We start from the raw sequence: 12,188 nt of genomic DNA, 5'->3' as shown, positions 1-12,188 counted from the left end.
TTAGCCTCTAACAAGCGCAATTGCGATCACGTTCCGGTGTTCAGCAGGACCGCCCGTGAATGAGACGCAAATTCCCGCCGGTACAGCATGGCAAGTGTGATCAGCGTGCCCAGAACCAGGGCCTCCGGGCCTAACATCCATGTCACCGCCGCCAATGCGAAATAGGTCGCCCGCAATCCGCGATTGAAGCTGCGCGCCGCTGTCACGCAGATTTCGGCGGCCTGTGCGGCACGGGGATAGGCCCCGGGTTCATCGGGATCGTTCGGAACAGCCGCCATCAGAACCGCGCAATAGCCGAACAAACGGTGCGCCCAGACATATTTCAGAAAGGCGTTGGCCAAAAAAAGCAGGATGATCAGGATCTTGACCTCCCACACCAGCGCGGGGGCGGCGCCCAGCGCAAGATCCTTGGCGACCCCGGCCAGACGGTCGGTATTGCCCAGCAAGGCAAGCCCGCCCCCAATGGCGATCATCGTGGTGGATGCAAAAAACGTGCTGCCTTGTCGCATGGTGCCCACGACCTGCGCATCGAACATGCGGGGTTGACGTGTCACCATTTCCTTCATCCAATCCCGGCGGTAATCATCCATAAGCTGCCCGACCGACGGCTTTTGCGGTGACGCGTTTTCGATCCGCCAACCGATCCACAGCCAGGCCGCGATCAACAGCGCAATGCCACCATAGTCGAGCGGCGAAAAAAGAAGAGTTTGTTCGATCCAGGACATAAGCGCGACACTACGTCTTGGGGTTGCAACTTGCTAGATCGTAAAATTGGTAATATTATTTTACCAACTGGAGGTTCAGCCATGGAAATGCCGACGCCTAACCCTGATGTCCTGCGCCGCAAGGCTGCGGTTTTGCAGCGGTTGCAGCGGGTGCTGCCCAAGGACGCGGTGATTCATGACCCGTCCGAGACACGCGCCTATGAATGTGATGCGCTGACGGCCTATCGGTGCCCACCGATGCTGGCGGTTTTGCCTTCGACCACGCAAGAGGTCGCGGATGTGTTGCGCATCTGCCATCAAGAGGGCGTGCCGGTTGTGCCGCGCGGGTCGGGGACTTCGCTGGCAGGCGGGGCGTTGCCGACAGCGGATTGTGTCATCCTCGGCGTCGCCCGCATGAATGAGGTTCTGGAAACCGACTATGACAATCGGTTCATCCGGGTTCAGACCGGCCGCACCAATCTGAGCGTGACCGGCGCGGTCGAGGAAGAGGATTTTTTCTATGCCCCGGACCCGTCCTCGCAACTGGCCTGTGCGATTGCAGGCAATATCGCGATGAATTCCGGGGGCGCGCATTGCCTGAAATACGGTGTGACCACCAACAACCTGCTGGGTGTCACGATGGTCTTGATGGATGGCAGTGTGGTTGAAATCGGCGGCGCGCATCTGGATGCGGGCGGGCTGGACTTACTGGGTGTCATCTGCGGATCTGAAGGGCAGCTGGGCGTCGTGACCGAGGCGACGCTGCGCATCCTGCGCAAACCCGAAGGCGCCCGGCCCGTGCTGATGGGGTTCGATGACAATGAGGTGGCGGGGCAATGCGTCTCGGACATCATAAAATCGGGCATTTTGCCGGTGGCGATCGAATTCATGGACACGCTGTGCATCCGGGCCTGCGAGAATTTTGCCCACGCGGGCTATCCGGATTGCACGGCCCTTTTGATCGTCGAAGTTGAAGGCTCGGACGCGGAAATCGACCATCAACTGTCAAAGATCATCGAGATCGCCAAACGTCATAATCCGGTTGAACTGCGCGAAAGCCAATCGGCCGAGGAAAGCGCGAAAATCTGGCTGGGACGGAAATCGGCATTTGGCGCAATGGGGCAGATGAATGATTACATGTGCCTGGACGGGACGATCCCGGTATCTTCGCTGCCCGAAGTGCTGCGCCGGATCGGAGAGATGAGTGCGGAATACGGTCTGCCTGTGGGGAACGTATTCCACGCGGGCGACGGCAACATGCACCCGCTGATCCTGTTTGATGCCAACAAGCCCGGTGATCTTGAGAAATGCGAGGCGTTCGGGGCTGAAATCCTGAAGCTCTGTGTTGATGTCGGGGGCTGCCTGACCGGCGAGCATGGGGTGGGGATCGAAAAACGGGATCTGATGTCGCACCAATACGCCGATCAGGATCTTGAGGCACAGATGGCCGTGAAGGATGTGTTTGATCCGAACTGGCTGCTGAACCCTGCCAAAGTGTTCCCGCTGGACGCCTCTGAAGCGCGCCGAAAGATGCGGGCGGCTGCGGAATAATCGGCTCTAACAAAGAAGAAATGCGATGAAACCTGAGACTGAGGCTGAACTGGCCAAGATGGTGGCCGGGCTGAATGGGCCGGTGCGCATTGCCGGGGGTGGCACCCGTGGTATTGGCGGGCCCGAGGTGGTGATTGAAACCCTGGGGTTGCGCGGCATCACGCTGTATGAGCCCGGCGCGCTGACCCTTGTGGCGCGGGCGGGAACGCCGGTGGCCGAGATTGAGGCCGCGCTGGAGGCCGAAGGCCAGCAGCTTGCCTTTGAGCCGATGGATCACCGGGGGTTGCTGGGCACGCAAGGCGAGCCGACCATCGGTGGCGTGGTGGCTGCCAATATCTCGGGCCCGCGCCGAATTCAGGCCGGGGCGTGCCGGGATTTCCTGCTGGGTGTGCGTTATGTCGATGGCATGGGGCAGGTGATCAAAAATGGTGGTCGGGTCATGAAGAATGTGACCGGCTATGATCTGGTCAAGTTGATGGCAGGCTCTTGGGGGACGTTGGGGGTTTTGACCGAAGTATCGTTGAAGGTGCTGCCAAAGCCCGAAACGGTGGCAACTCTGGCCGTTGGGGTGCCTGAGGTTGCGGATGCCGTTCAGGTCATGTCCGCAGCGCTGAAATCACCGTTTGAGGTCAGCGGGGCCGCATACGACTCGCAAACCGGACGCGTGCTGCTGCGGGTTGAGGGGGGCCTGGAGTCCGTGGCGTATCGCAGCCAGCAACTGACAGCTGCGCTGTCCGGGTTTGGTGAAATCGCCGAGGTTGCGCAACCGGCTGACCTGTGGCGGGCGTTGCGGGATGTCAGGGCCTTTGAAGGTCAGGACGGAGACATTTGGCGGATATCGGTCAAACCAACCGACGCACCCGATATCGCGGCGCGGCTAGGGGCAGACCAGACTTTGTTTGATTGGGGTGGCGGCCTGATCTGGGCGCGGGTGCCGGGTGGTATTGACCTGCGGGACCGGCTGGGTGCGTTTGACGGGCACGCAACGCTTGTGCGGGCCGATGCTGAAACCGCCGAAGCGCTGGGTCGGTTTCAGCCGGAAGATGCCGGAATCAAGGCTCTGACACAGGGGGTACGGCGGCGTTTTGACCCGCGTGGCCTCTTTAATCCGGGGCTGATGGGGTAAGCTGATGCAGACTACGTTTACCGAAAAACAGTTGCAGGACCCGGCGATCCAAAGGTCGAACGACATCCTGCGCAGCTGCGTGCATTGCGGATTCTGTACCGCGACCTGCCCCACCTATCAGGTGCTGGGCGATGAATTGGACAGCCCGCGCGGGCGCATTTATCTGATCAAGGACATGCTGGAGAACGAGCGTGTACCGGATGAGAAAACGGTCAAACATATCGACCGCTGCCTGTCGTGCCTAGCGTGTATGACGACCTGCCCGTCCGGCGTACATTACATGCATCTGGTGGACCACGCGCGGGAATACATCGAGGCAAATTACAAGCGCCCCTTTACGGACCGCGCGCTGCGCTGGATTCTGGCGCAGATCTTGCCCTATCCGATGCGATTCCGCTGGGCGCTGATCGGGGCAAGGTTGGGCCGCCCGCTCAAATTTTTGATGCCGGACGCGCGCCTGCGGGCCATGCTTGAGATGGCGCCGAAACATATCCCGCCGGTCAGCCGCAATGACGACCCGCAAAGCTTTGAACCCAAAGGCCCACGCCTAAAACGCGTGGCGCTGATGACGGGCTGCGCGCAAAAGGCGCTGAACACCGATATCAACGATGCCACGATCCGCCTGCTGACGCGGCTGGGTTGCGAGGTTGTGATCGCCGAAGGGGCCGGTTGCTGCGGTGCGCTGACCCATCACATGGGCAAGACCCGCGACAGTCACAAAGCCGCAGAGGCCAATATCAGAGCCTGGCGTGCCGAGATGGATGGCGCAGGCCTGGATGCCATTGTCATCAACACTTCGGGCTGTGGCACCACGGTAAAAGACTATGGCCACATGTTCCGCAACGACCCGCTGGCCGAGGATGCCGCCCGGGTGTCAGCCCTTGCAATGGATATCAGCGAGCTGTTGGTGCAACTGGACCTGCCCGAAGGCGCACACAGGGAAATGGTCGTCGCCTACCACGCCGCCTGTTCCCTGCAACACGGGCAAAAGATCAAAACGCATCCCAAGAATTTGCTGATCAAAGCCGGTTTTACTGTGTTAGAGCCCGCAGACAGTCACCTGTGCTGTGGCAGCGCCGGAACATACAACCTGATGCAGCCCGAAATCTCGGGCCAGTTGAAGCAGCGCAAGGTCCGAACGCTTGAGGCGAAAAATCCCGATGTGATCGCGGCTGGCAATATTGGCTGCATGATGCAGATCGGCTCGGGGACAGAGGTGCCGGTTGTGCATACCGTTGAGCTGCTGGATTGGGCCACGGGCGGGCCAAAGCCAACGGCGTTGCAGCAAAAGCAGAGGCGCACCCCGGACGTTCCGATCCTGACATAGATGCCGCTTGATGCAAGGGCGCATCAGATTTGATCACAAACCGTCGGAAAGGTGACCGCCCTATTTTCGCCGCACCCCCGGCATATAAAGATAGGCCAACAGCAACGCCGGAGAACCGCTTGCGAAACTGGATCAGGGCCTTTGCGCTGGCGGTCATGCCCTTGGCTGCCATGGCGCAGGAAACCGGGCTGAAAAGCCTGGAAACCACCGATTCCGGGCGGGCTTGGATGGCTGTCGGTCGTCTGAACATAGGTGGTTCGGGGTTTTGCACGGGCACGCTGATTTCCCCAAACCTTGTTCTGACCGCTGCACATTGCCTGTATGACAAAGTGACGGGTCAGCGGATCGATCTGTCGCGGGTCGAATTCCTGGCCGCTTGGCGGTTGGGGCGCGCTTCGGCTTACCGGGCGGCCCGTCAGGCTGTCATTCACCCCGACTATGAATTCGGCGGTGACGCATCCACAGCGGCACTGCAAAGCGACATTGCCCTGATCGAGCTGTGGCAACCGATCAGAAACACATCCATCATCCCGTTCGAAACCGGAAACCGCCCCAGGCGCGGCGAAGAGGTTGGCGTGGTCTCTTACGCGCAAGACCGGGCCGAGGCCCCGTCGCTGCAAGAGGTCTGCTCTGTCATGACCCGAAACCTGGACGTTCTGGTGATGTCGTGCGACGTGGAATTCGGATCGTCGGGCGCGCCGGTTTTTTCCTTTGACGGCGACCGCCCGCGCATCGTTTCCGTGGTTGCGGCAAAGGCTGAATACAACGGGCAACGTGTCGCCATCGGCACGGTTGTCGAAGGGTCTCTGACCCTGTTGCAATCCGAACTGTCGGCGGGCCGCGGCTTTGTCGCCTCAACCACTCAGGGCGGCGCACAAAGCAACATTGGTGCCCGGTTCATCAAGCCATGATCCGGGGTTTTCTGTATATCCTCATGTGCCTGTCGATCCTGTCGACTGCGTCCCATGCCCAAAGCAACAAGCGCAAGCTGACAGACCGCGAGGACCTGTACGGTTGGGAGGCCATCGGCCGGCTGGATATCGGCGACCAGGGGTTCTGCACCGGCACATTGATTGCCCAGGATCTGGTTCTGACCGCTGCCCATTGCGCGATTGACGAAAAAACGGGCAAGACCTACGTCCCCAGCGCGGTGACATTCCGGGCCGGGCTGAGCAACGGCAAGGCATTGGCTGAGCGTAAGGTCGCCCAGATCGCGGTCCATCCGGATTACACCCGCCATGCGGAACTGTCGGCCGAGGCCGTCCGCATTGATGTCGCCCTGATGCGGCTAGAACAGCCGATACCTTATTCCGTGGCCGATCCCTTTGCCCTGCACAGCGGGCGTGTGGCCGGGAATGAGGTCAGCATTGCCTCATACGGGCGCGGCCGGGCCGAGGCGATCACCCGGGAACGGTCCTGCCGCATTTTGCAGCGGCGACAGGGGCTGATCACCTTTAACTGCGATATCACATTTGGGTCTTCAGGCTCTGCCCTATTGGCGCGAAACGGCCCGCGATGGCAGATTTTGTCCGTCGTATCCGCAGTTGGAACCGATGGGCGTCAGAAGGTCGGATTCGGCATGGAGCTGACCGGCATCGTGGCCGACCTCAAGGCTGATCTGCGCCGTGACGCGCCAAAACCCAAGGCCACCATCCGCCGGTTGCAGGTGGGGTCCGGGAAATCCAGTTCCGGCGCGAAATTCATCTCCTCCGGCGGGTCTTGAACTCGGCCAAACAGCTACCCATGTGAATTGTACCGGGTCGCCGCAAACGGGGCCTGGCATATTCCACCGCCCGTCCGAACGGAGGGCAAAACACTGATCGCTCAGACATGAGGATACAACACATGCGTACATTCGATTTTGCACCGCTGCACCGCGCCACCATTGGCTTTGACCAGATCGCCGACATGATGGATCGCGTGTTGACCAACGACGTGGCCCAGCCCAGCTATCCGCCCTATAACATCGAAAAAACCGATGTCGACACCTATCGCATCTCGGTCGCTGTCGCCGGATTTTCGGAAGATGACCTGACGGTCGAAGTCAAGGAAAACGCCCTGATCGTCGCTGGCAAGAAAGCCGCCGAGGACACAGAGCGCAGCTATCTGCACCGCGGCATCGCCACCCGCGCATTCGAGCGCCGCTTTGCCTTGGCCGACCATGTCCGCGTCACCGGCGCGAGCCATGAGAACGGCATGCTGAACATCGACCTCAAGCGCGAGGTCCCCGAGGCCCTGAAACCGCGCCGGATCGAGATTTCCTCGTCCAAGGCCATCGAAAAGGACGTGGTTGACGCCAAGGCCGTAAACTAAGACGGCCGATCCTTACACCGCGATAGTCTCCTCCTCTCTGGACTATCGCACCAAGCGCCCCGCGTTCCTCCAGACGCGGGGCGTTGTTTTTTTGAGGCGCGGTTTGTCTGCTGAGCAGGGCAAATTGTGAATTCAATGCGGCTGCGCGAATGGCGGCAATAGAGTACAGCGGTGCGTGACGATCACCTTCCAGCCCTTCGGTTGATCTGAGATTCCGCCTTGGAGTGTTTTTTTGAGGTGAGTTTCTCCATGGAGAGTACAAGAGAGTATCTCATTGGGCTTGGCGTTATCTTCTCATCTGATGGGAGGCGGCGGTGGCCGGATGATTTGAAGGCGCGGATTGTGGCTGAGACGCTGCTGACGGGTGCGGCAGTGAATGATGTTGCTGCCAAATATGGCTTGAAGCCGAACCACGTCTCGTCGTGGCGGCGGATGGCCAAAGATGGTGATCTTGTTCTTCCGGTTTTGGAGGAGGAAGCTGCGTTTGCGCCGCTGGTGGTTTTTGAGGAGCCGCCTGCTCTGGAAGTTATGCCTTCTACCCAGCCCATCGAGATCGCGGCTGGAGACCTCTTGATCAAGCTGGATGGGGCCACTCCGGCGGTACGGATTGCTGAGATTGTCCGGGCGCTTGGGGTTGGGTCATGATCTTCCCCTCGAACCGGGTGCGGATCCTGGTGGCGACCAATCCGGTGGATTTTAGAAAGGGCCATGACGGGTTGTCAGCGCTGGTGCAATCTGTTCTGCGCAAGGATCCTTTCACAGGCACTGTCTTTGTGTTCCGTTCCAAACGTGCTGACAGGCTCAAGCTGCTTTACTGGGATGGGACGGGCCTTGTGATGGCGTACAAGCGGCTGGAAGACACGAGTTTCACCTGGCCCGCCATTCGGGACGGTGCGATGGCGCTGAACCATGCCCAGTTTGAGGCGCTTTTTGCGGGGTTGGACTGGCGTAAGGTGAAGGCTTTGGAAAGCCGCCCTCCGGCTGCGGCTGAGTGAATCAGGGGCTTGTTTTGGCCGCGTCAAACCTGGGCTTTCGTGCTATGCGGAAGCCATGTCCGACGCTGCCAAAGACCTTGATTTGAGCCTGCTGCCGCCCGAGTTCCGGGTGCTGTTCGAGGCGCAGGTCGCGGAACTCAAGGAGGTCAACAAACGGCTTGAGCATCTGGTGGCGGAACTGAACCATGCGGTGCATGGCAAGAAGTCCGAGAAGCTGGATGAGGACGAACGCCAGCTCCTGTTCGAAGAACTCGAAGTTGCTGTCGCCGAGGTTCAGGAGCGTAAAGACACCCAAGCCCCCGGCGAAGATGGGCCAAAACGCAAACAGGTGGCGCGCCGCAATCTGGGCACCCTGCCAGAGCATCTGGAACGCATCGAGCAGATTGTCGAACCCGATAGCCTGACCTGCCCCTGCGGGTGCGGGGAGATGCACAAGATCGGCGAAGACCGATCCGAGCGGCTGGATATCGTGCCCGCCAAACTGCGCGTGATTGTCACCGTGCGTCCAAAATACGCCTGCCGCCATTGCACCGATGGCGTGACCCAGGCCCTGGCACCAGCACGCCTGATCGAAAGAGCGCTGCCAACAGAGGGCACCATCGCGCATGTGTTGGTGTCAAAATATGCCGATCACTGTCCGCTTTACAGGCAATCCCAAATCCTGGGTCGTACAGGCATCGACATTCACCGATCCACTCTGGCGGATTGGGTCGGCAAGGCAGCCTTCCATCTGGGCCCGGTCGTGGACCGGCTGGCCGAGCACCTGAAGACCTCCACGAAGCTCTTCATGGACGAAACGACAGCCCCGATCCTCGACCCCGGCCGCAAGAAGACCAAAACCGGATATCTCTGGGCTTTGGCCCGCGATGATCGCAATTGGGGCGGCGATGACCCGCCGGGGGTCGTGTTCTTCTACGCCCCCGACCGGCGGGGCGAGAATGCGGAAAAGTTCCTCACAGGCTTCGACGGCATCCTGCAACTGGATGGCTACCCCGGATACAATCGTCTGACCCGCACCACGCGCAAGGGCGGCGAGCCCATCGTCGTGGCCCATTGCTGGGCGCACGCCCGCCGCAAGCTCAAGGAAATCCACGACCGCGACAAATCCGAGATCGCCGCCGAAGGCCTGCGCCAGATCGCCGAAATCTATGCTATCGAAAAAGACATCCGAGGCACATCCCCCGGCCAGCGTCTCTCGGCACGCAAGACCCGATCTGCGCCCCTGGTCGCTGCCTTCGGCGACTGGCTGCAAACTCAGCGCATCCGCGTCTCGGCCAAGTCTCGCCTCGGCGAAAAACTGGCATATATCCACCGTCACTGGGATGACCTGCAAACCTTCCTCAATGACGGGTGCGTCGAGATCGATAGCAACCAGGTCGAAAATTTAATCAGGCCAATTGCCCTGAACAGAAAGAACGCATTGTTTGCGGGGCACGATGAGGGCGGCAAAGCCTGGGGTCGCATAGCCTCTCTGATCGAAACCGCCAAAATCAACGGTGTCGAACCCTTCGCATATCTCAAGGCCACGCTCGAAGCCATCGCAACTGGTCACCCCAAAAACAAGATCGACGATCTGCTCCCGTGGAACTTCAAGCCAATAGCAGACGGTCTTCAGACGCCGCTTACGATGCAGCTGATAGATGCACATCTTCACTTATGGGACACCGCACGTTTTGACTACTCGTGGCGTCAGAGCGGTTCGTTTACCGCGCTGCCCAATGCTTATCAGTTAGATGATGCAATTGCAGAGGAAGGAGCAGCCGAAACCGCGTTCATAGTTGTGCAAGCCGAAGTCGATCACGCGAATGACCCGGTCGAAGAGACTGCGTGGATTCAAAGAACCGTCGATACGCATCCCAACGGGGATCGGATTGCAGGTTTTGTCGCCTATGCAGATCTTTCCCAACCAAACGTTGAAACCATTCTTAAGCGACACGCGCGCCACGACGTTTTCGTTGGTATCCGACAAGAGCTCTGGTGGGCAAAACCCTCCCCGCGCCCAGATATTCTTGAGGAGGATTTACTGAAAAAACCTGCATGGCGTCGCGGTTTCGCCGCGCTTGCCAACGTCAATGCATCTTTCGATCTGACCTGTTGGCATTCTCAACTCAGTCAGTTCGCCGCGTTTCTTGCAGACCACCCGAATACACCCGTTATCATCGACCATATGGGGTCACCGGTGCCGGGTGACGATGGTGAGTTGCAAATATGGCTGGATGGCATCAACGCGCTTGCTGCGCTGCCTAACACATTCATGAAGATTTCGGGCCTATCCCAAGCGGATCCACATTGGGACGTCGACGGCATCAGGCCACTGATCGGTAGTCTATTGGACGCGTTCGGTCCGAAGCGATGCATGCTGGGTAGTAATTTCCCGGTCGAGAAACCAACGTCGACCTATGCCTCAGTATGGTCAGCATATCGGGACCTCTTTTCTAGATTGACCGCTAAAGACAGGGATGACTTGCACTTTGCAACAGCAAAGAGAGCATACCGACAAAGAAAGTAGATCTCGCGCGCAAGAGTGCATTGTTTGCGCGATCGACAATAAAACCCGGCAGTCACCGGCGGTCAGTTGGCTAAAAACGTGGTCAATACCAGCCCGGCGGCGAACGATGCTCAGAAGTTCCCGTTGAAGCTTCCTTCAGGATCGAGTTGTCTAGCGTTCAATCGGACACCGCCCCGCTGAACCGCTCGTTCTTATTCTGAGGCCGCATCGGTACTTCATCAGCCATAGCCCCTTGCAATATGTCACCGACCTGTCAGCAGATTGGCCAATTGGGCCAGACGAGAGGTGTCCGCAGTTTGACCGCGCGCTTCAATCCGATCCGCGATGGAATAGAGCCCGTACATGCCCTGAACCCCGAGCCAGCGCAGGGGCTCGGGCTCCCATTTGCGGACCGTGTGGTTTACCCATGGCAGGCCCGTAAGCTCGGTTTTCCGACCCAATGCCAGATCGGCCAGTGTCTGACCCGCGAGGTTTGAGGTCGAAACCCCGACGCCCACATAACCGCCAGCATGGCCAATCCCGGTCGCCGGATCGAACCCGACGCTGGCGCACCAGTCCCGGGGCACGCCCATGACGCCGCACCAGGCATGATCCAGCTTTAACCGGGCTGCTTGCGGCAGCAACCGGTGCAGGATGGCGTGCAGGCTTCGAACGGTTGTCTCTTGCGTTTCCCCGGCTTTGTCGGTCGCGTTTCCAAAACGATATGGTACTCCGCGTCCGCCCATTGCGATCCGATTGTCCGCCGTGCGTTGCGCATAACAGATCGTATGCGCGGCATCCGCCAAAAGTTCACCATTGCGCCAGCCGATCTGATCCCAGATGGCCTCCGGCACCGGTTCGGTCACGATCTGGGCGCTGTTCATCGCAAGCCAGGTTCGGCTTTCACCCGGAAAGCCCGCCGTATATCCTTCGGTCGCGCGGATGATACGCGAGGCGCGGATCGTGCCCCGGTCGGTGTCAACGCGGCCCTTGGCATAGCGCTGCACAGTGGTCTTTTCGTAAATCGCGACACCTGCGCGTTCCACCGCATCAGCCAGACCGCGAACCAGCTTGGCAGGCTGCACACGGGCCACACCGTGTATGGCCATGGCCCCCAATGCGTTGTGAACCCGAACGCGGTCGGCAACCTCGCGGGCCCCGATCAGGGTCAGGCGTTCGGGTGGAACCTGCCAACGCATGGCGTTTGCATGATCGGCCTTGATCCGGGCCAATTGCGATTGCGTGCAGGCAACGAACAGCTCGTCGGTGCGATGGATGCCCGCGTCGATGCCTTGCGCATCAGCAACCGCGATCACCTCGTCAACCGTGCCGCGCAGAGTGCGTTCCAGTGCGATCACACCCTCGCGGGTATGTCCGTGTTGCAGGTAACGATCACGAGCCCAGGGGAAGGCCCCGGTCAGGAAACCTCCGTTTCGCCCCGAGGCCCCGAACCCGGCGAATTCACGTTCGACGACAGCCACGGACACGTCCGGATCAGCCTGTTTCAGGTACCATGCGGTCCATAACCCGGTGAATCCGGCTCCGATGATACAGACATCAACCTCGCGGTCTCCGGGCAGGGGCGCGCGCGGCTTTGGCGGGCCGCCAAGTTCGGCGTACCAGAACGACACATTGCCGTTTTGAGCGACCTTCATATTCGGATTCCTGGTGCTGGGTTTGTTTG

At 59.7% G+C, this 12,188-nt stretch carries 11 protein-coding genes and 1 pseudogene; 10 read left to right on the top strand and 2 right to left on the bottom strand.

All coding sequences use genetic code 11. The features are described 5' to 3' along the window. Positions 1 to 26: 26 nt before the first annotated feature. The gene (locus JT51_RS12270; RefSeq protein WP_037312911.1) at positions 27 to 725 is read right to left on the bottom strand and encodes a DUF599 domain-containing protein; all 699 of its coding nucleotides are present in this window, start codon (positions 723 to 725) and stop codon (positions 27 to 29) included. 81 nt (positions 726 to 806) lie between these two features. Here JT51_RS12270 and JT51_RS12265 point away from each other — a divergent pair, with 81 nt between their 5' ends. The 10 genes and pseudogenes from JT51_RS12265 to JT51_RS22230 all read left to right on the top strand — a co-directional run bounded on the left by JT51_RS12265 (position 807) and on the right by JT51_RS22230 (position 10,525). Next, positions 807 to 2,255 (top strand): FAD-linked oxidase C-terminal domain-containing protein, encoded by a 1,449-nt coding sequence (locus tag JT51_RS12265; protein ID WP_037312908.1) that lies wholly within the window; start codon positions 807 to 809, stop codon positions 2,253 to 2,255. Positions 2,256 to 2,280: 25 nt separating this feature from the next. Further along, positions 2,281 to 3,381: an FAD-binding protein gene (locus JT51_RS12260; protein WP_037312905.1), complete on the top strand. Its 1,101-nt coding sequence runs from the start codon at positions 2,281 to 2,283 to the stop codon at positions 3,379 to 3,381. A 4-nt stretch (positions 3,382 to 3,385) separates the two neighbouring features. Continuing rightward, the gene (glcF, locus tag JT51_RS12255; protein WP_037312902.1) at positions 3,386 to 4,708 is read left to right on the top strand and encodes a glycolate oxidase subunit GlcF; all 1,323 of its coding nucleotides are present in this window, start codon (positions 3,386 to 3,388) and stop codon (positions 4,706 to 4,708) included. 119 nt (positions 4,709 to 4,827) lie between these two features. Beyond that, positions 4,828 to 5,619 carry a trypsin-like serine peptidase gene (locus JT51_RS12250; RefSeq protein ID WP_037312899.1) on the top strand — a complete coding sequence of 264 codons (792 nt, stop codon included), beginning with the start codon at positions 4,828 to 4,830 and terminating at the stop codon, positions 5,617 to 5,619. After that, positions 5,616 to 6,431 carry a trypsin-like serine peptidase gene (locus JT51_RS12245; protein WP_051927532.1) on the top strand — a complete coding sequence of 272 codons (816 nt, stop codon included), beginning with the start codon at positions 5,616 to 5,618 and terminating at the stop codon, positions 6,429 to 6,431. Before JT51_RS12250 ends, JT51_RS12245 begins: the two co-directional genes overlap by 4 nt. 122 nt (positions 6,432 to 6,553) lie before the next feature. Further along, entirely contained in the window at positions 6,554 to 7,021 is a 468-nt protein-coding gene (locus JT51_RS12240) for an Hsp20 family protein (RefSeq protein ID WP_037312896.1), read from the top strand. Between the two features lie 249 nt (positions 7,022 to 7,270). Further along, the gene (locus tag JT51_RS12235; RefSeq protein WP_037306764.1) at positions 7,271 to 7,666 is read left to right on the top strand and encodes a transposase; all 396 of its coding nucleotides are present in this window, start codon (positions 7,271 to 7,273) and stop codon (positions 7,664 to 7,666) included. Next, positions 7,663 to 8,016, top strand: coding sequence for an IS66 family insertion sequence element accessory protein TnpB (gene tnpB, locus JT51_RS12230; RefSeq protein WP_037306766.1), 354 nt, complete (start codon positions 7,663 to 7,665; stop codon positions 8,014 to 8,016). The genes JT51_RS12235 and tnpB overlap by 4 nt, the downstream gene beginning before the upstream one ends. A 55-nt stretch (positions 8,017 to 8,071) precedes the next feature. Then, positions 8,072 to 9,607: pseudogene (tnpC, locus tag JT51_RS22235) on the top strand (IS66 family transposase); the annotation flags it as partial. A 36-nt stretch (positions 9,608 to 9,643) separates the two neighbouring features. Next, positions 9,644 to 10,525 (top strand): amidohydrolase family protein, encoded by an 882-nt coding sequence (locus tag JT51_RS22230; RefSeq protein ID WP_235216188.1) that lies wholly within the window; start codon positions 9,644 to 9,646, stop codon positions 10,523 to 10,525. Positions 10,526 to 10,767: 242 nt separating this feature from the next. Here the strand turns inward: JT51_RS22230 and JT51_RS12220 are convergent, their stop codons facing one another. Continuing rightward, positions 10,768 to 12,159 (bottom strand): NAD(P)/FAD-dependent oxidoreductase, encoded by a 1,392-nt coding sequence (locus JT51_RS12220; RefSeq protein ID WP_037312893.1) that lies wholly within the window; start codon positions 12,157 to 12,159, stop codon positions 10,768 to 10,770. Positions 12,160 to 12,188 lie beyond the last annotated feature (29 nt).

It is taken from the genome of Ruegeria halocynthiae, from assembly GCF_000743705.1.
Classification (GTDB): Bacteria; Pseudomonadota; Alphaproteobacteria; order Rhodobacterales; family Rhodobacteraceae; genus Ruegeria; species Ruegeria halocynthiae_B.
The sequence above is the reverse complement of the archived record's forward strand: the minus strand, read 5'-3'. Positions and strand labels throughout refer to the sequence as shown.